Source organism: Verrucomicrobium sp. BvORR034 (assembly GCF_000739635.1).
GTDB lineage: Bacteria > Verrucomicrobiota > Verrucomicrobiia > Verrucomicrobiales > Verrucomicrobiaceae > Verrucomicrobium.
In genome coordinates this window covers 1-26,311 of record NZ_BATQ01000030.1, presented here as the reverse complement: position 1 = coordinate 26,311, position 26,311 = coordinate 1, and the positions used below count along the sequence as shown (strand labels likewise).

Sequence of the window (26,311 nt, the reverse complement as noted above, 5' to 3'; positions counted from 1 at the left end):
CGATACCCCCCTCTATCTCGCAATCCCCATGCTTGCCCCCCAGTCCATTTTCTTTCGCACCACGTCAGCCATCCTCTTGACACTTCAGCCCATGGTGCTGCTCCCGCAAGACGTTGTGCAGAACTGTTGCGGTGGATCAGACGCTCCGCCGCCTCTCGAGATCAAACGTTACAGCGACTTGCCCGACACCTTCAAAGAAGACTGGGTGCCACCCGCCCCCGTCCTCAGCGCCAGGGACATCATCCTTAACAAAGCCGCTCCCGCCTCCGCCCCCGTCCTCGACCTCCCCCAGGGCAAGGTTCTATCCCAAACAGACATCGCCCAGGCCAAGGTCTTCTCCACCCCGTTGCGCGCCACCCAGCGCAAGCAGGCCGGCGAAACTGAACGCAAGCTCTTCTCTAGCCTCCTCCAGAGCCACGTCGCCGCCAGAAGCTTCCAGGACTTCCAGGCCGCTGGCCGCATCAAGGCCTTCCTCGCCGCCCATCCTGACAGCGGCTACGCCACCTCCCTCCTCCTCGAAGCCGCCGAGATCGAATGGCGTCACGGCTTCTTCATAGACGGCCTCGCCACCCTCCAGCAGGCCTGGGACCAGGGCAAACAGTTCACTGACATCGACGACCGCCGCCTCGCCGAGATGGCCCTCGGCCGCCTCCTCCAACGCCGCTCCCTCATGGGGCAAAAGGACGAACTGCGCCCCTTGATTGAAGAGGCCAAAACCCTGCCCCTAGGTGGTTATGCTGCCGATGCCCTCATCCGCGCCCGTGAAGTCCTCTGGTTCCTCGATCACAAGGCTGAGCGCAACGTCTTCTGCGGCTTCACCGCCGCCAATGCCATCTGCGTCCCCCTGGGTGAACGTCCCATCTTCCCCGATGTGCATGATGACAACGAGAAGGCCATTTTCATCAAAGACGGCCTCTCCGCCTTCGAGCTCAAGGCTCACAGCCATGAAGGGGGCGGCACCCTCAAGGTCATCAAGCGCACCAGCGGCCGCACCATCATCGCCCCCTCCGTCATCCACTTCAAGTTCAACCACTACTCCGCCCTCACCGAGACGCTCGAGGGCAAGTACCGCCTCACCGACGAGCACCTCTTCTATGACAGCTGGGTGCCACCCCAGGCTCTGGAGCAGCAGATGAGCGGCTATTTCCTCGTGCCCGCCACCACCGCCCTGCCCGCCGGGTATGTCGATGTGGGCGATGAAGAGGCCAAGACCGTCTTTGGCCGCCACTGCGTCCACGCCACCGATCCGGAGGGTCCCATGCCCAAGTGCGAGACCTGCCCCCCGCAGGATCCCGGCCCCATGGCCACCTACAGCTTCAACGCCATGAACCCGGGCCTGTTCGTCACCGACACTCCCGTCGTGCACACCCCGCCCTATGGCCCGGCCGTCAGCTTCAAGGTCACCTATGACCAGCGCAGCACCGTCATCGGCGACCTCCAGGTGACCGGCAACCTCGGCCCCCGCTGGACCCACTCCTACCAGGAGGGCGTGACCCTCAGCGGCACCGGCACCCCCAACACCCAGGTCAAGTGGGTCCAGGGCGACGGCAGTTATTTCCAATACACCTACAACACCTCCACCTCCTCCTACGCCCAGAAGTACAAGGAGCGCCCCCAGCTCACCTACCTCACCGCAGGCCTCGGCGGCCCGGGCTACCAGCTCACCTTCTCCGACGGCTCCAAGCGGCTCTTCAAACAGGCCGATGCCGTCACCCCCACCAAGTACCTGCTCACCCAGATCATCGACAGGGTCGGCAACACCCTCACCCTCCAGTATGACGGCTCCCTGCGCCTGACCACCCTCCTTGACGCCCTGGGCCAGGCCACCACGATCAGCTACACCCCAGACGTGGGAGACAACGTCAGCGGTGACACCACGAAGATCCGCAAGGTCACCGATCCGTTCTCCCGCTTCGCCAAGTTCAAGTACACCGCCACCGGCCAGCTTGAGAGGATCATCGATCCCATCGGCATCATCTCCCAGTTCAGCTATGGCACCGGGGACTTCATCAACCGTGTCACCACCCCTTATGGCCCCACCGAGTTCAGCCACGGGGAGATGCCCGGCATCAACAGCGAGACCGGACGCTGGATCGAGTCCAAAGACGCCGCGGGAGACCGCGAACGCGTGGAGCGCAATGACCTCGCCCTGCCCGACAACTACGTAGCCAGCCCACAGGCCCCCAGCAGCGTCAATGTCAACGGGACGAGCGTCCCCTTCCTGCCCAAGAACGACAACCTGTTTTACCGCAACACCTTCCACTGGAACCGCCAGCAGATGAAGAACTGGCCGGGGGATTACAGCAAGTGTCTCATCTACAACTGGCTCACCAGCACCAGTGACACCATCACCGGCGTGATCGGCAGCATCAAGCAACCACTGGAAGGAAGAGTCTGGTTCAACTATCCCAACCAGACCTCCTCCCATGCCGTGGGGGACGTAAGCGAGCCTTCCAAGGTCGTCAGAGCCGTGGAAAGCACGACCGGCACCACCGTTTGGAGCATGGAGCAAGCCAGTTTCAACGACCTGGGTCTGCCTACCAACAATGTGGACGCCATGGGCCGGGAAGTGAAGTATGAGTACTACCCCAACAACCAGGACGTTCAATACATGAAGGTCAAGAACGGGGCCAGTTGGGAGACGCTGCTCACCATCTCCCAGTACAAGACCATCGCAGGACAACCTGCCCATCTGCCCGAGATCATGACGGATGCGTCAGGCCTTCAGGTGCAGTACAGCTACAATGACAAGGGACAAGTCACCGAGAAGACAGTGTCGAAAGGTGGAAACACTGAGACCACCAAGTACATCTATGATGCCAACCTGGACGGCACCGCCGATGCCTATGGTTATCTGATCAGGACCGAGCAAACATCACCGTCTAATCCACTGGCGTTCGTCACCCTTCAGAGCCTCACCTACGACAGCACCAAACGCGTTCGGACCCTCACCAACTCGGAGGGCTACACCCTCACCTACGACTATGACAGCCTGGACCGGGTCACCCTGGTCACTCACCCCGACTCCACCACGGAGCAGGTGGTCTTTACGGATGGGGCCAAACAAACCCTGAGCCTCTGGGCCAGCAAGGACCGGGCAGGTCGGTGGACACGCATGCGCTACAACCAGCATCGTCAACTCCTCATGGAGCTCGACCCACTGCTGCGCCTTACCCAGTATGACTGGTGCAAGTGCGGCAGTCTGAGCAAGCTCATCGACCCCATGGGTAAAGTCACCACCTGGAAAACCGACGCCCAAGGGCGGCTGGTCGAAAAGCTCCTGTCGGATGGCAACAAGTATCTCTACACCTACCAGCCATTGAGCGGCCGTCCAGCTACGGTGGCCTATCCAAAGGACGTGCTCGAAGCCACCAGCACTTTTACTCTCCGTCATCATCTGGATGGCAGGCTCCAGAAAAAAGACTATACGAATGCCACCTTGGTCGATATCACCCTGGGTGCAGCGGACTTTGTGAATCGGTCCACTTCCATGACCGATCAATTCGGCACCACAAACTACGCCTACGTGCCCTTCAGCGGCACCGTGAACGGTGGTGGAAAACTGGCAACAGCCAATGGCCCCTGGGCCAACGACACGCTGCGTTACACCTATGACTGGAAGGGACGTCTCACAAAAAACGAGATTGTCGCCGATGACGGCGTCACGGTTACCAGATCCGAGGAAACAACTCATGACAGCCTGGGCCGCATCTCCCAACTGGTTAACAACCTGGGCACTTTCACCAGCACCTTCAACGCCGGAAACCTGACCGACCTGCCCGACCAGGTGGACCTGCCCGGCGGGTTCAACACCCTCTACAGTCGCTATGCCGCCAATGCCGGAGCCAACGCCCTCAGGTTGCAAACGATCCACCACCGGCAAGGAACCAGCACCGTGCAGAAGCATGACTACACTTATGAGCTGGCTGGCAACATCAAGAGTTGGGATCGCACGAATGCGAGCGCCAACGTAACCTCCTGGGCTCTGCGACATGATCAGGCCAACCAGCTCAGCGAGTTGGAGGAGAGCCTTGATGGCACGCCTCAAAAGAAGCAGGCCTGGCATTATGATCCCGCGGGCAACATCGACTCCACGGTGAACCTTCCGGCAGTTGGTTCGGGGACTCTGCAGATCCGCACGATAGAAGGCCGCAACCAACTGGCCACTTTGGGCGGGCCAGGCAAGACGACGGTAGAAGGTACGACCGACGAGGCCTCCCAAGTGAAGGTCAACGGGAGCGCAGCAACCGTCACCAAGCTGGGGCCGTCCGGCCCCTGGCAGTTCCAGAAGGAAGTGAGCATGGCGGCGGGAAGCAACGCAATCTCAGTGGAAGCCACAGATGCCAACAGTAACGTCAAGACCAACAACTATACCGTGACCGTTTCTGCAGGAGCAGACCAGGAACTCGACTACGATGCCAATGGCAATGTGGTGGAGCAGCGCGACGGGGCGGGCACGGTGACGCGGACACTCGAGTGGGATCCTGAGAATAAATTGATCGCAACACAGTCTGCCGCAACCCCTGCGCCGGGCGTTAAGAGGAGTGAGTTTTCCTACGATGGGTTCGGCCGGCGGGTACAGCAGGTTGAGAGAGAACACAACGGCACCACTTGGGTGACACTCAGCCAATGGCGCTACTTGTGGAACGGAACCGGCCTGGCTCAAAAACGTGAAACCACCAGTGGAACGCTTGCCACTAACTATTTCTCCAAGGGCGAACAGCAGCTAACCACGTCTCTGGTGTATCTGAGAGACCATCTCGGCAGCGCCAATAGCTGGTTCAGGACGAGCGACGGTGTACTGGGCGAAGCTTCCTACGGAGCATTCGGCGAACGCACACTTGTTACAGCTGGACCCGCCGACGTTGAGAGGGGTTTCACGGGACACTTGCGGCACACCGCGAGCGATCTGTTACTCGCGCCATTTCGGGCATACAACCCGGAACTCGGTCGCTGGATGTCGGAGGACCCCATCCAAGAAGCAGGAGGCATCAATCTGTTCGCCTACGTCACCAATAATGTCACAGCCAAGATCGATCCGCTCGGTCTGGTTGACGTAAACATGATTCCACCATCAGAGAAGGATCTTTACGATAGCGCAAACAAGGCTGGCAATGGCATACCGGATCTCATTACGGTGGCAATCCACGGGAACCAAGATTTCGTTAGAGATAACAACAAAAAGCAAATCAGCGCAGAGGACCTCGCCAAAATCATCAAACAGAATCCAAAATTTGATGGCAAACGTCCCGTGCTATTGGCCTCCTGCAACACGGGCGGCGACAACCTCGGCAAAAACTTCGGTCAAAAGTTGGCCGACGCTTTGGGTGTAACAGTGTATGCACCTGATAACTATGTTTGGTGGAAACCAAATGGATACACCTACCTTGCAGATAAAGTGGAAAAAGATGGAAAGATTGGCCCAGGAGAACCAAAGGGGAATTACCATCCATTCCGTCCCACCCCGCTACCGTAGCAATCATCAGACCTGGTAGATCGCATGAAACGCATTGTTTTTTTCATCAGCTTTTTCACCTTCATGATATTCTCTTGCAACTCATGCAAGAAGGACAAGTCTCTACTAGGAGTTAAATCCTATTATCTATCGAGTCAGGAACTGGAAGTGTTGAAAGAAAGTGCAAAAACAGAAACGAACGGCCAAGCCGCATACCGCTTGTCTGACTACTACTATTTTTACGAAAATGACCCGTCCACTGGTCGAAAGTGGCTGACCAAAGCCTCAAACCAAGGGCATCCAGAGGCCATCGAGACCTTGAAATCATTGGAAGCAGGCGAAACCTCCAAGTAAGCTTGCAACTACGCACGGGACCTTAAACCCAATAGAGGACTCAGATTCCATCTGAATTCGACATGTCTTGACGACGGTTCGCATCGTGAATCCAGGACTAGCTTGACTGGACTTCGGAATCCTCACGAGAGATAGCCCCAACCGCAGCCACTTGGATATTGGACCACGCCATGTTGCTCCAGACGCCGCCCCCAAACCTTGACGCACGTTTTAATAGTCGACCAACAACAACAAAAACTCGACGTCATGCAGGCGTATCGATCCATGCTGAAGTTCCTTGAAGGCTACCACGAAAATACTCATTCTGACGAAATTGCAGGTCTTCCTGGCTCCCTAATCCTTTCAAACGATGGATCCCGCTTGTTGGGAAGAGGGGCTGGAAGCCGTCGCGAAGACCACATCAAATCCATGGTACTTTGCGCAGGGTGCGAAACATACCAGCATGCTTGATGACGACCAATCTTACCCACCTAGCATGGATTAACCCTCACCTCCCCAAACGCTGCCGCCAGATGCAGCAAAACATCACTGGCCACCAGCGTCTCCTCTGACGCTGCACCCGACGCAATCGCTACCTCCGCCGCGCGGCCTGACAACCACGCGCCCAAGCAAGCGGCGTCATACACGCCCGTCCCCTGCCCGATCAAAGCAGCGCTGAGGCCGGTGAGGACATCGCCCATGCCGCCGCTGGCCATGCCGGGAGTCCCGGTGGTGTTGTAGGCGGTGGGGTGATCCTGGGCGGCGATGACGGTGCGGGAGCCTTTGAGCAGGAGGGTGGTTGCAGGAAACTTTTCCACGAACTCCCGGGCGGTCTGGACGCGACCTTGGGGAGACCAGCCGGGCATGGCTTCCACAAGGCGGGCCATCTCGCCGGGATGAGGAGTCAACAGGCTGGGTTCGCGACGTTCATTCAGTGCTGCCAATCCGGTGCGGGCAAGCATGTTGAGCGCATCCGCGTCCAGCACCACCGGGCATGGAGCCCGGCAGATGACCTCTAGAACCTCGACCTCATTGGCATGCCCCAAGCCTGGGCCGATGCCGAGACAGTCGTGCTTCTGCTCCAGCACCTCGTGATAGTCGGCCACGCATTTCACCATGACCTCCACCGGGGCTTTGACCGCGATCAGGGGATACACGTCCTCCTTCACATAGAGCGTCACCAGCCCCGCCCCACCGCGCAGGACCCCTTTCGCCGCCAGGATGGCGGCGCCGAGATAGCCTCGCGAACCCGCGATCAATCCCACGCGCCCGGCCTGCCCTTTGTGGAAATCGAACGAACGCCGCGGCAGGCGTGGCAGCAGCGTGGAGGCGGTGAGGACTTCCTCACTGGCATCGCCTTTGGCATCCTCCAGCTCCCTCAGAGGCACCACCGCCAGTCGTCCCACATGACCCACGGCGGCATCGGCCAGCAGCGGGGCTTTCACGTAGGCAATGGTCACTGTCAGATCCGCCTGCACCGTTGGCTCCTCCGGCACGCCCGTCTCCGGATTGAGCCCCGAGGGCAGATCCAGCGCCACCGTGAAGGCGTGCCGGCGCTGGCGCAGCTCGTTCATGGCGCGCACCGCACCGGCCAGCGGCTCACGCAGAGGCCCATGTGCGGCCCCGATGCCTACCAGGCCATCGACCAGCACGATGCGCCCTTGCCGTCGCGCGATCTCCGCCACGGACTGGCACACGGGCACCACCTCCTCCAGATCCGCCCAATGTTGGGCCGGGAGCGGCTTAAAGTCCTCCACAGGGTACGCGCACCACGCCATCACCTGCCACCCCGCCTGCAAGAGGTGCTTGGCCGTCACCAGGGCATCACCCGCGTTGTTCCCCTTCCCCAGGAACAGCATCGCCGTGCCGCCGTTGGGGTGAAATTGCAGGATCACCTCCGCGATGCCCAGGCCCGCTTCATCCATGAGGTCCGAAGCCTGCACGCCCCGGGCGAAGGCGGCGGCCTCGGCCTCCTGTATCTGGTGACAAGTGAGAATCATGAGAAGGGGGGAGTTGAGATGTGCCGCAAGCGGCACATTGAGACGTCCCGCATGCGGGACTGGTTGAGACGCTACGCTGGTTGAGGATAGGACGGAGCGCCGATCAAGATATAGACCAAAATGACCTTTGCTGCGACCCCTTCGGGGTCGGTCCGACTTTCCTGTCCACCGGAGGTGCCAGTCGCTACGCTCCTTCGACCTCCGGCTACCTTACCCGCTACGCGGGAGACACAAGACGAGAAGACTCAAGACGCAAGACCTGAGCTGATGGATGAGGCAACGGCTCCCGTCCGACCACCAACGGCGGTTGTGCAAGCACAAACCGCCGCTCCTTGGAGTGCATAGGCCTTTGTGTCTCGACGACGATGCGAACGAGGAGCTTCAGCGTCCCGCAGGCAACATCGAAGGGCGTTGGAGTTCCGCGTTTACGCGGTCAGGATGTCACACCCCATTGCAAGTCCGTTGCCAGCCGAGCACCAGAGCCCCCCAGGCTAAAGCCTGTACTCCGTACAACTTCACCCCCAACTCCTTGACGCACTGCCCACTGCCCACTGACGCACTACGATACGAAGCGCCCGACCGCAATCCAATCTCCATACACCCCTGACCCCGACGCACTTGGCTCAACGCGCTTGTTTAAAAGCCAGGATCCCCTTCACCACGCCCACGGCGATACGCTCGCGGTACAGACCGGTCATCATGCCCGTGCGTTCGGCCGAGTTGCTGACGAAGCCGCACTCCACCAGCACGGCGGGATTCTTCGTGGTGGCCCGAATGACGTGGAAGTTCGCGTGCTTCACCCCGCGGTTCTGCAGGCGGGTCTCCTGGATGAGATAAGCCTGAATGTACCCGGCCAACATGTAGCTGCGGTCGTGGCAATAGAAGGTCTCCAGGCCGTGGCCGGAGCCGGACTTGTTGTAGTTGTAGTGCAGGCTCACGAAGATGGCGTTGCCATCCCGGTTCCCGATGGCCGAGCGCCCTCCCAGAGGGATGAAGACATCCGTGCTACGAGTCATCACCACCTTCAGGCCCTGCTTGCGCAGCAACTGCTCCACCCGGCGGGCCGTATCCAGCGCCAGATGCTTTTCGAAGACATAGCCAATGGAGGCTCCTCGATCATGACCGCCGTGGCCGGGATCTAGGATCACCGTGTCGAACGCCTGGGCCAGGCTGCCCGTCGCCAGGAAAAACACGGCGCAGAGGCCCGCAATCAATCCCTTGTTCCCCGACACTTTGGTCCGTGGGAGGGTCTTCAAAGTGCTGAACGAAGGGAAGCGAAACATGCGGCTTGAACTCAACTGGTGAGGGATTTCACACAGGGGGTGGGCGGCCCCCTCCTTAGAGCCTATCCTCCGACGTAGCAACCCGAAAAAAAAGCCGCAGACCCGGAGGTCTGCGGCTTCTTATGAGTTGCGATAATCGAAGACGGATTAATTACCTGCGCCTTCCACCGGCAGAACCTTGAAGCCGGAATCTGCAAAGCGCGTGAACATATTGTCTGAGCCCGACTTCTTCAATGCAGTCGACTGGCTCGTCTTATCCTCCAGCTGCTGGAGGGCAACGCTTGAGTCGTTCTGGCCGATGATGATCTTACCACCGGACCAGGAGCGACCCTGAGCATTCGTACCAGCGGCCTTCGCATTCCACTGGGGATCCCATTCGGAAGTGCCAGCCGAATTCTCATACACCAACGGCACACTGCCGGATGCGGAGTCCGACGCGCCGCCGGTCATCATCCAGTGATTTTCCCTCGGTCCCAACGCCTCAGTGAAGCTGGGGGAGGTACCGATGTTGCCGTCGGGGTTGCCGACACTGCTCACTGGGCAGCCAAAGATCTGCTCCGAATCAAGGATCTGCTCAGTGAACAGAGCCCGGAACACACCGTTGGCGGTGGAATTGTCTGCTGGCGGATCCCCTGGAGCGGGAGCGGCACCCGTTGACACATCAGGATAGTTCCCGCTGTGGTCGGAGGAGTAAATACGCAGCGCCGTAATGATCTGACGGGCGTTGCTGATCCCCTTCGTGATGTTACCGCGCTCCTGGATTCTGCCGAAGGTCGGAACCGCCAGGCTCGCCAGAATGGCGATGATGGTGATCACGACCAACAACTCGATCAGGGTGAAGCCTTTTTTGAGGCCTTTTTGCATCTGTATTTTCATTTTTGTTATATAGGTATGTTATCAGTTATGCTCTGCAGGAAACTCCCTTGGTTATTTATTAGAGAGAATTTCCAAAGCAATTAGACCAAAAATGATGTGGGCTGCCTAGATATTTGTTTATGGCCATTTGACACTGATGCCCCGGGCCTAATCCGCTCTAAACCAAATGCTTAGGTAGGGTCGGGGGTGGATGGGAGCGGCAGTCCAGTGCGTCAGTGGGCAGTGGGCAGTGCGTCAAGGTGTTGGGGGCAAGGTTGTACGGAGTACAGGCTTCAGCCTGCGGGGCGGGAGCTGACGCTTTCGGTGGGAGATCCCAAGAGGCTCACCAGCGGGAAATACGCCCCCCTTGCCGAGTGCCACTCGGCGGCACAGCAGATTACCAATCTGCGCTACAGTTCCGCCCGGCCTCAACCAGCCGCAGCGCCTCAACCAGCGGCAGCGCCTCAACCAGCGCAGCGTCTCAACGTGCCGCTTGCGGCACTACCTCTGTCCCTCGGCCGACAACCGCGCCGCTTCCTTCTTCAGCAGGCGGCCCACGCGGTGCTTTGCCAGATAGACCTGGGCGGCATTCACCCCCAGCTCCTCTTTCACCCGCTCCGGCGTCCAGCCGTTGATCACGTAGCAGGAGAAAATCTGAAACTGCCGGGGGGACACCATGGTGCGCACGCGGCGCAGGGCGATCTCCATCACCTGGTCCTTCCACTCCCGGTCCCACAGCTTCTCCAGCGTCACCCCCTGGGGGTCGGCGCAGCGTTCGATCGGGGACGTGCGACGCTCCTCATCCTCGTCAAAGTGGATGTTCGCCTCCCGGTCCTGCTGCTTCTTGCGCCGGCGGAACTGGTCCAGGATACGCCAGCGTGCCTGATTCAGCAGGAAGCTCTTAAAGGAGCCCTGACTCGTGTCGAACTTCTTCTTCTGCAGGTTCTTCGCCACCCCGATAAAGGTCTCCTGCACCACGTCACTCGCCTCGTCATCGCTCAGGCCAGACTTGCGCGCCACATGGAAGACAAAGCCCGAGTACGTGCGGTAGAATTCATCCCAACTCGACCAGTCAGACCAGTTGTCGAGCTTCTCGATCAAGGTCTTTCGCGTCTGAGGAGAATTGCTGATCTTCTCCTCTTTGTCTACAGGCTCGGCCATGGGGCCTCCAGCTTAGGCATTCCGCCGGAAACTGGCAAAGCATCTTTGCCGAAAACCCTCGCCACTGAAAGAGGTCGGGACGGGGCGGCGTTAGTTTTCATCCCCAAAAATCCCGGCAAGCCGCCCGCAGCGCGGCTTGTTTGCTTCTGTGACATGGCTCCCTTTTCGCGACTTTCCATCTCTACTTCCAGCGTCTGCCTGGCCGCCCTGGCCCTGACGTGCTGCACCCCGGGCCAAATGCGGAAATCCGCGGACCGGGAGGTGTTTGGCATCCTCAAGAACAAGTCCGCCGGCGTGCCCAATGCCGGCACTGGCCTGCTGGATATCACCCCGCCCCCGCCCGTCTCCCTGGAGGAGTTGCGGAAGAACACCGACACCGCCGAGTTCCTGGGAGATCGCGCCCATGTGGAGAAGAACGGCCGCATCATCCCCCTGCATGAGGCCCTGAGCCTGGCCGTGAAACACAACCGCGACTACCAGGCCCGGAAGGAGCTCTTGTATCTACAAGCGCTGGACCTCACGCTGGTCAGGAACGAGTTCACCCCCCTCTTCACCGCCGTGGGGAGCGCCGACGTCACCCACACCCAAAAGCCCGTCACCCAGACGGTCAAGGTGCCCAATCCCGCATATGCCAAGGCCCAGGCCGCCGCGGCCAAAGCCGCAGCCGCAGCCGCCTCCTCAGGCACTACTGGCACTGGCACTGGCACCCCCACTGCCACGACGACTCCCACCACCCCGGTCGTCCCCCAGTTCATCGAGAAGCAGATCACCACGCTCGTCACCGACAACACTCTCACCGCCCAGGGGAATGTCGGCGTCAGCATCCTCACCCGCACCGGGGCCCGCATCGCTGCCGATTTCACCACGGATTTTCTCAAGTTCCTCTCGGGGAACATGACCAGCGCTGGCGATTCCTCCCTCGCCGTCACCCTCAGCCAGCCCCTCCTGCGCGGCGCTGGCTACCGGGCCACCATGGAGACCCTCACCCAGGCCGAGCGCGACCTCCTCTACGCCATCCGCGACTTCACCCAGTACCGGAAGACCTTCGCCGTCGATATCTCCTCCCGCTACTACCGCACGCTTGAGGCCCGCGACGCCGCACGGAACGCCTACCTCGCCTACAAGGCATTCGAGACCATCCTCACCAGCGAGCGCGCCCTGGCCAAGGAAGACCGCCGCACCTCCTCCCAGCTCGGCCTCATTGAGCAGGCCTCCCTCCGCTACAAGCGCATCTGGATCTCCTCCGTCCGCACGTATGAGAGCCTGCTGGATGACCTCAAGATCGCCCTCGCCATCCCCGTGAGCACCCCCGTCATCCTGGAGGACCAGGAGCTCACCAAGCTCGCCCTGGAAGAGCCCGAGCTCTCCGTGGACGACAGCCTCGAGACCGCCCTCGTCACCCGGCTGGACCTCTACAACTCCCGCAACTCCCTTGAGGACAGCGACCGCAAGATCAAGGTCGCCGGCCAGGACCTCCTGCCCCAGCTTGACTTCAACGGCCGCTACCAGGTGGACAGCGACCCCGGCAGCCGCAAGATCAACCTCAACTTCGACCGCCACCAGCTCAGCGGCGGGCTCGATCTCGACCTGCGTCTGGACAAGAAAGCCGACCGCAACGCCTACCGCTCCGCCCTCGTGGCCCAGCAGCGCGCCGCCCGGCAGCTCGACATTGCCGAGGAAAACGTCCGCCTCGCCCTGCGCGCCGACTGGCGCGACCTCGATACCGCCCGGAAGCAATATGAGATCGCCGCCACCGGCGTCGCCCTCAGCCAGCGCCGGCTCGAGGAGGAAGAACTCCTCCGCACTCTCGGCCGCGGTACCGCGCGTGACCTCATCGACGCCCAGCAAGACCTTATTGAGGCCAAAGATGACCTCACCTCCGCCCTCATCGCCCACACTCTCTCCCGGCTTCGCCTGTGGAAAGACATGGGAGTCCTCTATATCAAGAAAGACGGTTCATGGATTCGCGTACTAAAAAACGAAGCGGAGGTGGCTGGTGATGATTAAACTGATTCGCAGCAAAACCGGTATCATAGGCATGGCCACCCTGGCCGTCGCCCTCTGTGTGTGGTTCATCGTCGGCCGTGGCGATACCACAGGCGCAGACATCCCGCTCATCCCGGTGCAAAAAGGCACCATCCAGATCAACGTCCTCCAGGGCGGGGAGATTCGTGCCTTGCAGAACTTCGAAGTGAAGTCCGAGATCGAGCTCCCCACCAAGATCCTCAGCCTCATCCCGGAAGGCTACCGCATCAATGACAAGGACGTGAAGGACGGCAAGGTGCTCATCGAGCTCGACAGCGCCGACCTCAAAGACAAGATCACCAACCACGAGATCGAGTTCCAGACCACCGTCTCCACCTTCATCGAAGCGGACGAGCAGCGCGCCATCCAGACGAGCGACAACCAGAGCCTCGCCCGCGATGCGGAGCAGGCCATGCGTTTCGCCCTCATGGACTTCGAGCGCTACATGGGCAAGGGCAACGCCCAGACCGTGCTGAAGACCCGGAAGCTCCCTCACGATCTGGAGGCGCTGGAGTTCTACATCGGCAAGCTCAATGCCGAGAAACGCCGCACCCTGAACCTCGAGCTGGACGCAGAAAAGGCCGACAAGGCCGACGAAGACCCCCTCGCAGAAAAAGAAGGCAAGGTGGACCCCCTCAAGGCCTCCCAGGAGGTCGCCGATGCTGCCGCGCCCTCCGCCCTGGGAGCCGCCGCCCCGGATGAAGAGGCCGTCAAGCCCCTCGACTTCCTCACCTTCCTCAACCAGACCGAGATGGGCGATGGCGAGGCCGAGCAGAAGCTCCGCCAGCTCAGCAACGAGCTCCTCCTGCACAAGAGCGAGCTCGCCCTGGCCAAGCAGAACGTCGAGGCCAGTGAGCGCCTCGCCGCCAAAGAGTTCATCACCAAGACCACCCTGGAGAACGACCAGGTGAACTTCGAGAAGACCAAGCTCGCCGTGCAGACCGCCGAGACCCAGCTCGACCTCTTCAAGAAGTACGAGTTCCCCAAGCAGGCCGAGGTCGCCCTCTCCGCCTACCAGGAGGCGCTCAAGAAGCTCCAGCGCACCCTGCGCGCCAACCGCTCCCGCATGGCCCAGGTGGAGACGAAGTTCCGCACCGCCAAGCGCCGCTATGAGGTGGAGCTCTCCCGCAAGGAGGAGCTCGACCGCCAGCTCAAGGCCTGCGTCATCAAGGCCCCCGTCCCCGGCCTCGTCGCCTACGGCTCGCATACAGGAAACAACGGCATCCGCAGCAACGACGTCATTGAGGAGGGCGCCGGCGTCCGCTTCCGCCAGACCCTGCTCACCATCCCCAACATGTCCCGCATGGGCGTGTCCGTGAACATTCACGAATCCCAGCTCAAGAAGGTCCGCATCGGCCAGCACTGCCGCGTCACCGTGGATGCCGAGCAGGGCCGCACCCTGGAGGGCGTGGTTGCCGAGCTCGCCGTCCTGCCGGACTCCGGCAGCTCCCGTTACACCCCGAACCTCAAGGTCTATCCCGCCGTCGTCCACATCGATGGCACGCATGACTGGCTCAAGCCCGGCATGAACGCCAAGGTGGAGATCATCGTGAACCAGCTTGATGACATCCTCTACGTGCCCGTGCAGAGCATCGAGGTGGAGAACGACCACTACTTCACCTACGTGAACACCGGCGGCACCTTGGAGCGCCGCGAGGTGGAGACCGGCTCCTTCAACGACCAGTTCATCGAGATCAAGGGCGGGCTGAACCTCGGCGAGCAGGTCGCCCTCGCCATCCCCAAGCGCCAGGTCCTGGAGAGCAACCCCACCGCACTCCCCACCTCCCCGGCCACCAAGAAGCCCAAGGAAAAGACCCCCGCCCCCGAGAAAAAAGGGCTGGCTTTGAAATAACTTCCCCGCCGCGACCCGGCCCGGCCCCGGTCGCAATCCACCCCGCCTCCCCATCCCCGGCTCCGGGAGGCGGCCTCCCCTTCCGCATCATGACGCAGCCCATCATCGAACTCCGCGACATCCGCAAATCCTACCAGATGGGCGACACGGTCTCGCAGGTGCTCCAGGGCGTCAGCCTCACCATCTACCCCGGGGAGTACGTCTGCATCATGGGCCCCTCCGGGTGCGGGAAGTCCACCCTGCTCAACGTGCTCGGCTGCCTGGACCAGCCCTCCAGCGGCCATTATTTCCTCGGTGGGGAGGACGTCGCCTGCCTCAATGATGACGACCTCTCCAAGGCCCGCTGCCGGAACCTCGGCTTCATCTTCCAGAGCTACAACCTCATCCAGCAGCTTACCGTGCTGGAGAACATCGAGGTGCCCCTCTACTACAAGGGCGTGCCCGAGCAGGAGAGCCGGGAGATCGCCATCCGCCTCGCCTCCCAGGTCGGTCTCAGCCACCGGCTCCACCACCGCCCCACCGAGCTCAGCGGCGGCCAGCAGCAGCGCGTCGCCATCGCCCGCTCCCTCGCCAATGACCCCCTCGTCATCCTCGCGGATGAAGCCACCGGCAACCTCGACTCCAAGTCCGGCCAGGAGATCCTCGGCATCTTTGACGACCTCAACAAGGCCGGCAAGACCATGGTCTTCGTCACCCATGATGAGCGCATGGTCGGCCGCTGCACCCGCGTCATCCGCCTGAAGGACGGCGAGGTGGACCGCGATGAACGCGGGGCCGCCGCCGACCGCTACACCGGCATCACCGGCACCTCCGTCCGCCCCCACGCCGCAGACTCCAGCGCACCAGACCACACCGCTGAGGGGGTCGCCGCCGCCCTCGTGCACCAGCCCGTTCTTTCCTAGCACCAAGCTCAAGCCCAACTCCAGGCTCCAGACGCCCTCTCCCCGGCCCCGATGTTCTCCCTCGCCGCCCATCCCATCCTCAGGCTCGCCGTGTCCCCCCAGCACATGTGGCGGTCCATCGTGCTGGGGTCCAAGAGCATCTGGCTCCACAAGCTCCGCTCCATGCTCACCGCCCTGGGCGTCGTCTTCGGCGTTGCCTCCGTGGTCGCCATGCTCGCCATTGGCGAGGGGGCCAGCCATGAGGCCCAGGAGCAGATCCGCAAGCTCGGCTCGCAGAACATCATCCTGGAGAGCGTCAAACCTTCCGACAACCAGGGCCCCGCGCAGCAGACCCGCAGCATGGTCATCGAGTACGGCCTCACCACCCGGGACATCGACCAGATCCGCCAGACCATCCCCGGCGTCTCCGTCGTCGTCCCCAGCCGCATCATCAGCGAGTACCTCTGGAACGAGTCGCTCAATGTCGATGCCAGCATCGTCGGCGCCCTCCCCATCTACCCGCAGATGCGCAACCGCCGCATGCTCGCCGGCCGCTTCTTCTCAGAGCTCGAGCAGAACGAGCGCCTCCCCGTCTGCGTCATCAACCAGACCACCGCCGCCCGGTTGTTTCCTCTCGCCTCCCCGGTCGGCAAGTCCATCCGCGTCCGCGGCTTCTACTACCGTGTGCTCGGCATCATCGAGGATGAAAGCCAGCGCTCCACCGGGGAGAGCTCCGGCGGCAACAACAAATCCTCCAACAGCAACAGCCTCGCCCAGCTCATCATCCCGTTCTACACGCTGATGGACCAGTACGGCGACACCTTCTTCCGCTTCCGCAGCGGCAGCTTCGAGGCCGAGAAGGTCGAGTTCCACGACGCCATCGTCCGCGTGAATGACGTGAACGCCGTCGTCACCCGGGCCGACGCTATCCGCCACCTCCTCGCCAGGAACCACCCGAACGAGGACTACCGCGTCACCGTCCCCATCGAGCTCCTCCGCCAGGCCGAGCGCACCAAGCGCATCTTCAGCATCGTGCTCGGCAGCATCGCCGCCATCTCCCTCCTCGTCGGCGGCATCGGCATCATGAACATCATGCTCGCCAGCGTCACCGAGCGCACCCGTGAGATCGGCATCCGCCGCGCCCTCGGCGCGAGGCAGACTGACATCGTCCTCCAGTTCCTCATCGAGACCGTCCTCCTCGCCGGTGCCGGCGGCGTCATCGGCGTCATCCTTGGCCTCGGCATCCCCATCGCCATCAGCCACTTCGCCGGCGTCACCACCGTCATCAAAGCCTGGGCCCCCACCCTCGCCTTCTCCATCTCCGTCATCACCGGCATCGCCTTCGGCATCTACCCCGCCATGCGCGCCGCCAAGATGAACCCCGTGGAAGCCCTGCGGCATGAGTAGGCGGAGTTGAGGGACGAAGAGAGAGGCAGGTTTAACCACAGAGGCGCAGAGAGCACAGAGGAATACATTTTTGGACAGAATTAACAGAATTTACGGAATTTACGGAATTAGGGTTTAGGTGACAACCTACAGAGCCACATCCGCAGGCCGGGTTGGAGTACCGACTTCAGTCGGCTGTATTTCTTAGATCGCAGTCTCTTCACCCCAAGCCGGAGCAGCCCGGTGGTCCCAATCGGCCCAGTCGCCGGAGGGGGGGGGCGCCACCCCTTTGTACATAGACGTGTTCCTGCGGAAGGCATTCAGTCGAACGTCCCTCCGACTCCGCAAGCCCGCTGGTCGGACTTTAAAGAATCATCTCACGCCACCTGGACGCGAAGCGTCTTTGGAGTGCGCGCGGGAACCGCCGCTTTCGCGGCCCCCATCCGCTTCCTCGAACCTCGCGAGGCGAGCAGGGCACTACATGTCCAGCCAGCCGTAGACCCGACCCCCCTCATCATCCTGCCCCATCCGTCCGGCAGGACAAAGCGGCGCTTCACGCCGCACTCCATAGCCCCGCACGCGGGGCCAGGTGGAGAAGGTTCAGGCTCGCAATTCCCTTCCTCATCCTTGCTCCCCTCCACGCCTCTGCAGGCCCGGCGTCATTCAGGGGCGGGGAAGCGCGTCGTGGGCACGATGCCGATTGACCCGCCTAAAGGCGGAACTCCAACCACGGCTCGGATATTGAAGAGCGTATTGACGTCCATCTCGCTGCTCGAGATTTCACATCATCAGGGGCGAGGCGTCCCCAAAATACACCACAGCGTTCGAGGCAGGGTTGGAGTTCCGCCTTTAGGCGGTCCGGCACGCTCAAGACCACCAAACCCCACACCCATTTATTTCCTCACCCCCGATCACCCGTTCCCTTTCCCAATTCTGTAAATTCCGTCTAAACTCAATCTCAACCTCAATCCATCACCATCATCATTGGTGTTCCATCAGTGAACATAAGTGGTTCTCCCTTCCATCACTCCATTCCGCCCCCCTACCTCAATACACCTTCGTCCGCGCGTTCACTGGATTCACCAGCACCGTCCGGAAGTCAGGCGGCAGGGCATTCCCAGAGAGATCCTTGTCAAACATCAGCGTGATGGGATGCTTCAACGTCACATCCAGCGTGGTGCTGCCGTTCGGGCGGATCTGGTAGGAGTAGTACGTGTAGGTCTCCGTCACGCCCCCCAGCTGCCCGGCCTGCGGCGTCTTCGCCGTCTGGCTCATCAGGGAGGTGTAGGCCGTCTCCGTGGAGAACGCCACCCCGGAGGGCATTCGCTTGGGTTCGATGAGAAAACGGTACTTGGGCGCGCCGGTGTCCGTGAAGCCGTCCAGCACGCCGAACTGATAGGCCCGGATCGCGTTGGCCGCAGAAGGATCATCGGCGGGCACGAACTTGAAGAAAAGGATCTCCACCGGGCGGTTCTCCTTGCGCGCGAGCAGCGCCGCATAATCCAGGTCTGCCGCGAGCTGTCTCGCGGCGGCCCCCAGCGTCTGTGTCTGCAGCGATCCCTGGAAGGCGGCACCGCTCATGGCCAGCAGCAGCCCCATCACGGTCATGACAACCAGCAGTTCGATCAGCGTGAATCCACGCGTCGTCCTGGAGGCAGAAGCAATAGGAAAAAGTGATTTCATAGACTGCGTTCTTCAACGATCCACTTGGAGCCACGGATGGCGACATTGGTGGTGAAAACCCGGTGTTTAAGTTTCAGCACACTGAGCGCCTCCTCCACGGCATTCATGTCAGCCGTGAACTGGCTTTGCGTGGTGAACTTGTTGGCAAAGGCCGCATTGACCGCCTCAGCCAGCGCCTTCTCCCCCATGCGGATTTCCAGCTCTGCGTAGGAGCGCTCCTCCGCCGCCACCAGGGTCACCTGCACCACCGGAGGCAGCTGGTGCGCGGTGTTCCGCGACTTCTCCGTGGCCGTCGCGCCCCATTGAGACTCCCTGCTGTCGTAGTAGTAGTCCGCAGCCGGCTTGGTGTTGCTCAGCGTGTTCTCCTGGTTGCCGCCCGTCGAGCTCTCGCCGGTGGAGCCGGTGGTCGTGACCGCCACATAGCGCGGCACCAGGATGAGTGCCAGGATGTTCTCAGCCAGCACCGTGGAGTTCTGCAAGGTGGTGGTGTTGTCTGTAAACGGGCCACGGAACCACTTGAAGGCATTTTCGCGTGTGACGCCGGTACCGTTGATGTTCAGGCTCGTGGAGTAGAGGATGTTCTTCTCCGGCGGCAGTCGCAGCTCCATCAGGCGGAACCGGGAGCGCTCGGGGTTGAGGATCTTGTCCTTCGCGAGGAAATCGGGCCTGAGGTTCTCGTCGCTTTGATAGTCCACATAGTAGCCCATGCAGGTGATCAGATTGTAGGGATCCCCCAGGCCCGTCGTGGAATTGCCCAGCCTCGTCTGCCCGTCGGAGGACTGGAAGAACATCGCATGCCCGGGCGAGTTCTGATCCTTGCCACGCAAGATGGTGGCGGGTCCGGCCACGAAGTGCCCGTCAGACTGGCGGGTGTAGTTCACCTTCCCGCCCACGCTGGAGTCCCCGTAGGCCCAGTAGGAGTTGATCACCGTGCCGGAGAGCGACCGTGAGATGGCATCCATGGCGGCGCGTGCTTCCTTGAACTCCTCCGCCCGCGCCTGCTGGCGGGTGACGGTCTGCTGCGTGCGGTTGATCATCTCCATGATGATCACCATCAGCAGGGCCAGAACGGCCATGCTGACGAGCATCTCCACCAGGGTGAACCCGGCGCGGGAACGGCTGCGGATGAGTCGGGACATGATCTTGGTCTATTTGCGGATCGCGGTGTCGCTGTTGGTCTGCTCCATCAGGGCCACGGTGCTGCCGTAAGCCCGGTGCTGCGTCGCGTTCGTGAACGCCTGCTCAATGTTCTGACGGTCGGTCACCTTGATCTGCAAGCGGCGCAGGTACTTGTTCCCCGCGCTCGCCTCTCCCTGCAGGGTGACAAAGTTCGTGTCCACGGTGGCGCGGGCCGTGTAGTGCCGCCAGGGATCACTTGCCGGCACCTCCACACCCCGCTCGTCAAAGTAGTAGTCCTTGTCGGCCAGCTTCTGCCCGCTGGTGCGGCTGCCCCAGTCGCCCATCTGGTAGTCCGCAGACACCGCCTGGAGGATCTTCGCCTCCGCCACCTTGCTGGAGGACTGGCGCATGGAGTCAAGACCGCCAGGAATGAGACCGATGAGAGCCAGCATGCCCACGGAGGTGATGCCCACGGCAAGCGTCACTTCAGCAAGGGAAAAACCTTTGCACCGGGCCAGTTGGTTGAGGAGGGGATGGGTGGTTCTCATCATCGGGCGAACTGTTTGTTTTGAATCACGCGGAAGCGGAAGAAGGCGTCCCAGGAGTTGACGAACAGGTCGCCGCCGAGTCCGACAGCCCCCAGTTCCTTCTCATTGGGATCGAGGTAACGCTCCAGCATCGCGGACCCGCGATACTCGGCAGTGACGGCATCCTTGCCCTCCTCCCAGCCGGCGGCATCTGAGCTGCGGGCCTTCTTGAGCGTCTGCACTCTGTAGTGCACGGTGTAGGTGTTGGACTGGGTGGCCAGGCGGGGGTAGAGCTGGCCGTAGGGGGCCTCGCGCAGATTGTCTCCGGTGAGATCCATCGCATCAGCCGTATTGGCGCTGCCATTCCACCATTCATTCATGGCCTCATACGTGGTTGGCGGCACCGTGGCGCTCCCGTAGTCGCCCCCCGGGATCCGCTGCGGCACGAGGAAGATCTCGCAGATTTCCGATGGGGAGCGGTAGACGTCCCAGTTGGTGAAGCGCTGCTTGATGCCGGAAAGCGTGGCCGTCGTGTTCACGGTGTAGCGGAACTCCAGGTTGTTTCCTGGAGTCTCGTTGACCACATTCACGGGAGCTTTGTACCGGTTGACCTCAGACACCGGGATCGCCGTGATCCGCGTGCTCTTGAGCGCCGCATGCATGCCCGTGCTGCGCTCCACATAGGTGAAGGGCATCATCTGGTAGTTCATGTTGATCTTGCCCGCGGTGGAGAAGCTGTCGCTGATCGCGTAAGGCTCGATCACCGGCATGTAGAAGAGGTCCAGCAACAGGTGATCCCGCGGCGTGGCAAAGCCCAGGTGATCTGCAGCACTAGGCTCCGTCCCGGCCGGGGTCGTGCGAGCCGCCGGGTTCGGGCAGAAGAGAAGCGTCTGCCAGGGGTTGGTCGCAGCCGGGCTTTGTATGGCAATCCCCGTCGGCAGGGAGCCAAAGGCCACGGCAGAGGAAATCATCCGGTTGGGGGAGAAGGTGGTGCCATCTTCCGAGGCGAACTTGCCCCCACGGCTGAAGTAGCCCCCTAGAGGCAGAGCCCCCGTCCCCTCGTCAGGCTTGTTGACGTACGGCCCGTCTTCCACACCACCGATGCCTGTATCCCAGTCCCCGGGACGTCCATCCTTGTTGAAGGCACCGTCCACACCGCGGGTCACCGCCGGGATGGCATGGTCCGGGTAGTTCACTCCTTTGAGCAGATTGCCAGCGGTCTCACGGGTGGTCTTGCCGCCAATCTGAGGCTCCGTCATCCAGGCCCCGTCCCGCAGTCCGTGATTCTGTTTAATCGTTTTGTCAAAGTATCCGGGCGAGGGGGCAAAGTAATCTTCAGGCACAACCGCCAGGGCTGTGTTCACACGCAGATCCCCCTTGGCCGGACCGGCAGGATTGATCTCCACGGAACGGGAAACTTCATTGGGAAGAATGATGACATCCCGCATGTCTTCAGGTGCCTGGGTGGAGAACCTCGTGGCGAGAGTCATGACCGTGTTGGTCGGGATCGGCAGCGTGCACTTGGGAAACCGTATGTGGATGCGCTGCGTGGGGAGATGCTTGTCCTCGCCTGTCCAGCCAAGGTACATGGCGATCACCACCTCGCCGCCGGAGAACTCAAACTCTGTCTGCGCTGACGTATGGGTTATTTCTGCACCGTAAAAGGGGTAAAAATTGGCGTGCGCAGCATGGTTGTTCAGGCTCCAGTTGCCAGGGGTGTTGTTGTTGCCGGTTTTACCCAGCGGCACCGCATCAGGAGCGAGATTGTTCTGCTGCCACATGGCTTGTTTGAACTGCGACATCATGCCGGCGAACGGGGTCGTATTGCCTCCGTCAGCATTGACCTTGCTTTTGACAAAAAGGATGTCTGTGGGGAAGTTGACCATGCTCACGGGCCAGTTGTTCCGGATCTCATCGAACGTCGCATCCGGCTTTGCAGCATTTGCCGGCACTGGCAGACCCAGCGAAGTCACGACCCCGCTGGGGCTTTTGACCGTAAAAGAGTCGCCAACCGGGTTGAAAAGCACCCGGTAACGGTAGTTGGCAGTAAAGGCCGGCGGGCCGCAGCTCGGCACAAAGGGTTCAATGAGGAAGAAGGCCCGGAATTTGTTGGTTTGCGTTTTCTGAAACACAAAGGTGGCCTCCGAGATCGTGGGGAATCGACCGAAGCCCTTCGTGTTCTGCATATAGGAGGTGGAGACGCTTGAGTTGAAACCAGCAAACTCCCCGGTGCTGCGCACGATCAGAGGTGCTGCGGACGATTCCGCACGCCGGCTCGGGTTGTTTGTGGGATCCTGGTGGGGCGGCAGGTACTTGTAGTGCTCCTTGGCATCCTTGCCCGTCGTGTTTTCCGTGTTCACGCCCCAGCGGGTCAGGTCGAGCATCTCTGTCAGGATCTGGTCACGCCTGGCTTCTCCGTACTTCGCATTGTCGTCAAAGCTGAGCCCCGACGGCCCCCCGCCAAATCCCGGAAACAACTGCTTCTTGCCCACGGCTTTTTTACCGAGCGCCATCACGAGGTAGTTTCCAAATACCGACTCGTTTCTCCCCCCTTTGTAGAAGTCCTGCCAGGTGGTGTGGCCGGAGCCCACAATGCCGTCAATCACCTTGGCATTCTCCCGCCGCTGGATCATCCATCCTTCCGTCCGGGAGCCGCCCCCCTCCACCCCACCGCTCATGAGCATGACCATGAGGCGGTCCATCTCATTGCGCTCCTTGGTGTTTTGCGACACAGGCCAGAGGCCCACCTTGGGCTTGTTGAAGGGCGTCAGCTCAGGTGAACGGCTGTTCGTCGTGAGGAAGAACTTTCCGATGGCCAGATCACGACCATCAAGTTCACCTGCCGCGTTGAGCGCCCGGTTGCGGTCATACACCAGCTCATCCAGCGTCGCATAGAGGCGGTCCGTCTTGTTCTCCAGGATGGCCGTCGTCGCTTTCGTCGTGCCCGCGAGCGTGCCACCCCAGGCGTAGCGGGGGCTGATCCTGTGCAAATTCGCCATCCGCTCCGCCAGCGTTGCTGGCGCAAGGCTCGGTGAGATGATGAAACTCGGACCAAAGGCCTGAAACACCGTGCTCAAAGAGGTCTGCGCAGGGTGACCCGGGTACCGGCTGAACTCGTTGCGCGCCGGCATGTACTTGGCGTAGCTCACATCGCGGGGCGAGGTGGTATGAGGCGTTTCCCACGGCACCCCTTCCAGAGCAGTGTTGATGTTGACCTTGCTGGTTTCATCATCCGTCCAGAAGGCCACCCGGCCCACAATGGGGTTCAGCGCAGTAGGTGCCGCGGCGCCAAACGTCACCTTGCCCGAGGCCACTCCCGTGGGAGGGGCGATCGAGCCATCTTGCAGAATGTACAGCCATTTCACCGGCAGGGGCAGGCGGGCATTGGCATCTGTCCGGCTCGTAGGGAGAATCGCCCCCGGCACTCCGTTGGCAGCATAGGAAAATCCATCTACAGCCAGGGTTTGACCACCGGCCTCAGGTTGCATCGCCCGCGGGTCCACAATCGGGAACTCCCACTCCGGTGTGGTGCTTGTCGCACTCGTCACCGGCACCGGTTCGTTCAGATCCACGTACAGCCCGGCCTTTGTGTTCCAGTCCACCAGATCGCTCACATCAGATTCCAGAGCCCCCTTCACTTCGGCTGGCGTCAGGCCACCCGTCGTAGGAGTCGCCCCGGCTTTGGCCACCACCATCGTGTCATCAGAGTACAACTTGTAGAGGGCAGTCGCCTTCGACCGGAAGCCCGAGCCGTCATCCTCCACGCCGAACACTCGAATCATCCCCGGCTGCGAGGCCCAGGTCCTCTGGCCTCCCAACTGCTCCGTCGCCTTCCGGAGCTGCCCCACCGCAAGATTGATCGGTACTTCCGCCAGATTGCGCACCTGCGTGCTGTCCGCAAAGGCCGCCGAGGACTGCTGCTCCGTCCTGGCAGTGGAAAGGAACACCAGCACAAGGAGCGAGACCATTACGAGGCTGCTGAGCACCAGGACCAGCGCGACGCCAGAGGTCTGCATTTTCGCCCGGGTGGCTTTCAACAGATTCGGAAATGATTTCATATCGGAGTGAGGAGCAAAAGAGCGCTGGAGGTGGCTTCAGTGAGCCTCTTCCTTCTAGCCAGCATTTATTCGTAATTACATTGTATGTATAATGAATTTACAGTGAAGTGTCCATCCCATTTTCATTTGTGCCATCTGGCAACTAGAAATTGTGGGAAGACTTCAGAGCGATCGACCGGCCTCCGGGGTCACTGGCGGGCATTCAACTCAGGGTCCTTCAAATGAGGAGTTGTCTTGACGAAGCAGTGACAGCACAAAAGGTTGAAGAAATTTTTTCTGAGCTCCTTGTGATGTTCTGACGAGGTGAGAACAATCCTCCATTGGCAGTCCTTCTTTAAACACCCATGTCCAGCAACGAAGCCGACATCGAATCCCGCTTGATCCGGGCCGCGCAAGGCCGTGATCTGGCGGCGTTTGCGACGCTCGTGCAAAAGCATCACGCCGGCGTGCGGGCCTTTCTGGCCGTGCGCTCCAGCAGTTCTCATGATGCGGAAGATCTGGCGCAGGAAGTCTTTGTGACCGCATTCCGCAAGCTGGACGAATGCGATCCCGGCCGGCCGCTCGGCCCCTGGCTCCGCGGCATTGCCATGAATCTGCTGGCCAATCATCGGCGGAAATTCCGGGCGCTGCCCATCGGCCTCAATGAAGAGCTGCAAGAACTGCTGGATGCCGAACTGGCCCAGCGGTTCGAGAGCGGTGGCGAAGGCACCACCCTGGAAGCCCTCCGCGATTGTCTGGAGAATCTCGAGGGGCCGTCACAGCGGCTTTTGCAGGCCCGCTACACAGATTGCATGTCGCTGGAAGATCTGGCACATCAACTGCAACGAAAAGTCTCCGCCGTCTCCATGCAGCTCCATCGGCTGCGCGTGGTACTGGGGGATTGCATTGAGGCGAAACTAAGGGAAATTCCTAGGACAGGCGAAATTTAGTTTGAATTGATGAACACGATGCAATGGCAACAGCTGGCCTCCCGGGCCGCGGATGGAACGCTCTCGCAAGAGGAGGGCGCCCAGCTGCTTGTGCTGTGCCGGGAGAGTCATGAAGCCCGGGAAGCCCTCACCAAGGTGATGGCCGTGGAGCGCCTCCTGCCGCTGGCGCTGGGTGATCCCCGCGGGATGCTGGCCGCGAAGGAAGTGGTGCTGCGACTTGAAGATGGCACGGGCACCACAGATCAATCGATCGAAGTCGCCTGGCGGGCCGCCGAGAAAGCACGCAGCTGGCTGTGGGGGAAACGCCTCCGCAAGCTGGGCGCGGTCGCCGCCGCCCTGGCCCTGCTGGGCAGCGCGGGGTGGCTGGCCTTGGAGAACAGCAAGCCTGCCGTTTCCTATACCCGCTCCGAGGCCCTCACCTGGGCTGGTGCCCCGCCGTCCACGCACTCGACCGGACTGGCCCGCGGCACCCGCCTGCAGGCCAGCGCCGGGCTTCTGGAGCTCGGCTTCAGCAGCGGCGCCCGCATGGTGCTGGAGGCCCCGTTCGACGTGGAGCTCCGCGACGGGCTCACCGCCTACCTGCACTCCGGCCGCGTCACCGTGCGCTGCCCCTCCTCCGCCCACGGGTTCACGGTGTTAACACCGTATGGCAAGGTCGTGGACCGCGGCACCGAGTTCTGCGTGGATCTGAACCGCACCACCCGGAAGATGGAAGTGCACGTGCTGGAAGGCATGGTGGAGGCCACGGTGCCCAAGCAATCCCC

The 26,311-nt window shown here is 61.3% G+C and carries 16 protein-coding genes; 8 read left to right on the top strand and 8 right to left on the bottom strand.

Annotation, left to right across the window (positions count from 1 at the left end; all coding sequences use genetic code 11):
- The first annotated feature begins 28 nt into the window (after window positions 1-28).
- Window positions 29-5,476 (top strand): RHS repeat-associated core domain-containing protein, encoded by a 5,448-nt coding sequence (locus tag BV034_RS05385; RefSeq protein WP_050024900.1) that lies wholly within the window; start codon window positions 29-31, stop codon window positions 5,474-5,476.
- 24 nt (window positions 5,477-5,500) lie between these two features.
- Complete coding sequence (locus tag BV034_RS05380; RefSeq protein WP_050024899.1) at window positions 5,501-5,809, top strand: SEL1-like repeat protein; 309 nt, start codon at window positions 5,501-5,503, stop codon at window positions 5,807-5,809.
- 470 nt (window positions 5,810-6,279) lie between these two features.
- On the opposite strand, the gene BV034_RS05375 is transcribed toward BV034_RS05380, so the two are convergent.
- From BV034_RS05375 to BV034_RS05360, 4 genes are all read right to left on the bottom strand, one after another.
- On the bottom strand, window positions 6,280-7,788 hold the full coding sequence (locus BV034_RS05375; protein WP_050024897.1) for a bifunctional ADP-dependent NAD(P)H-hydrate dehydratase/NAD(P)H-hydrate epimerase: 1,509 nt from the start codon (window positions 7,786-7,788) through the stop codon (window positions 6,280-6,282).
- A gap of 623 nt (window positions 7,789-8,411) precedes the next feature.
- Window positions 8,412-9,071 carry an N-acetylmuramoyl-L-alanine amidase gene (locus tag BV034_RS05370; RefSeq protein ID WP_265592655.1) on the bottom strand — a complete coding sequence of 220 codons (660 nt, stop codon included), beginning with the start codon at window positions 9,069-9,071 and terminating at the stop codon, window positions 8,412-8,414.
- A gap of 147 nt (window positions 9,072-9,218) precedes the next feature.
- Complete coding sequence (locus BV034_RS05365) at window positions 9,219-9,935, bottom strand: type II secretion system protein (protein ID WP_050024895.1); 717 nt, start codon at window positions 9,933-9,935, stop codon at window positions 9,219-9,221.
- Between the two features lie 492 nt (window positions 9,936-10,427).
- Complete coding sequence (locus BV034_RS05360) at window positions 10,428-11,087, bottom strand: sigma-70 family RNA polymerase sigma factor (RefSeq protein WP_050024893.1); 660 nt, start codon at window positions 11,085-11,087, stop codon at window positions 10,428-10,430.
- 153 nt (window positions 11,088-11,240) lie between these two features.
- On the opposite strand from BV034_RS05360, the gene BV034_RS05355 reads away from it, so the two are divergent.
- The 4 genes from BV034_RS05355 (at window position 11,241) to BV034_RS05340 (ending at window position 17,252) form a co-directional block, all read left to right on the top strand.
- Window positions 11,241-13,094: a TolC family protein gene (locus tag BV034_RS05355; RefSeq protein ID WP_050024891.1), complete on the top strand. Its 1,854-nt coding sequence runs from the start codon at window positions 11,241-11,243 to the stop codon at window positions 13,092-13,094.
- Window positions 13,087-14,964 carry an HlyD family efflux transporter periplasmic adaptor subunit gene (locus BV034_RS05350; RefSeq protein ID WP_050024890.1) on the top strand — a complete coding sequence of 626 codons (1,878 nt, stop codon included), beginning with the start codon at window positions 13,087-13,089 and terminating at the stop codon, window positions 14,962-14,964. The genes BV034_RS05355 and BV034_RS05350 overlap by 8 nt, the downstream gene beginning before the upstream one ends.
- Window positions 14,965-15,053: 89 nt before the next feature.
- A complete protein-coding gene (locus BV034_RS05345) occupies window positions 15,054-15,866 on the top strand; it encodes an ABC transporter ATP-binding protein (RefSeq protein ID WP_050024888.1) in 813 nt (270 codons plus the stop codon).
- Window positions 15,867-15,917: 51 nt separating this feature from the next.
- Window positions 15,918-17,252, top strand: a complete 1,335-nt coding sequence (locus BV034_RS05340; RefSeq protein ID WP_050024886.1) for an ABC transporter permease — start codon at window positions 15,918-15,920, stop codon at window positions 17,250-17,252.
- Window positions 17,253-18,278: 1,026 nt separating this feature from the next.
- Here the strand turns inward: BV034_RS05340 and vccD are convergent.
- Genes vccD through vccA form a run of 4 tightly spaced genes read right to left on the bottom strand, consistent with a single transcriptional unit; the run spans window position 18,279 to window position 24,618 of the window.
- A complete protein-coding gene (gene vccD, locus BV034_RS05335) occupies window positions 18,279-18,914 on the bottom strand; it encodes a Verru_Chthon cassette protein D (RefSeq protein ID WP_050024884.1) in 636 nt (211 codons plus the stop codon).
- Window positions 18,911-20,053 carry a Verru_Chthon cassette protein C gene (gene vccC, locus BV034_RS05330; protein WP_050024883.1) on the bottom strand — a complete coding sequence of 381 codons (1,143 nt, stop codon included), beginning with the start codon at window positions 20,051-20,053 and terminating at the stop codon, window positions 18,911-18,913. The genes vccD and vccC overlap by 4 nt, the downstream gene beginning before the upstream one ends.
- Before the next feature lie 9 nt (window positions 20,054-20,062).
- Window positions 20,063-20,584 (bottom strand): Verru_Chthon cassette protein B, encoded by a 522-nt coding sequence (gene vccB / locus BV034_RS05325; protein WP_050024881.1) that lies wholly within the window; start codon window positions 20,582-20,584, stop codon window positions 20,063-20,065.
- On the bottom strand, window positions 20,581-24,618 hold the full coding sequence (gene vccA, locus BV034_RS05320; RefSeq protein ID WP_050024879.1) for a Verru_Chthon cassette protein A: 4,038 nt from the start codon (window positions 24,616-24,618) through the stop codon (window positions 20,581-20,583). Before vccA ends, vccB begins: the two co-directional genes overlap by 4 nt.
- Window positions 24,619-24,962: 344 nt before the next feature.
- Between vccA and BV034_RS05315 the strand changes: the two genes are divergently transcribed.
- Window positions 24,963-25,547 carry a sigma-70 family RNA polymerase sigma factor gene (locus tag BV034_RS05315; protein WP_050024877.1) on the top strand — a complete coding sequence of 195 codons (585 nt, stop codon included), beginning with the start codon at window positions 24,963-24,965 and terminating at the stop codon, window positions 25,545-25,547.
- A gap of 9 nt (window positions 25,548-25,556) precedes the next feature.
- Window positions 25,557-26,311 (top strand): FecR domain-containing protein (locus BV034_RS05310; protein WP_265592654.1); only part of this gene is annotated, 755 nt, incomplete at its 3' end.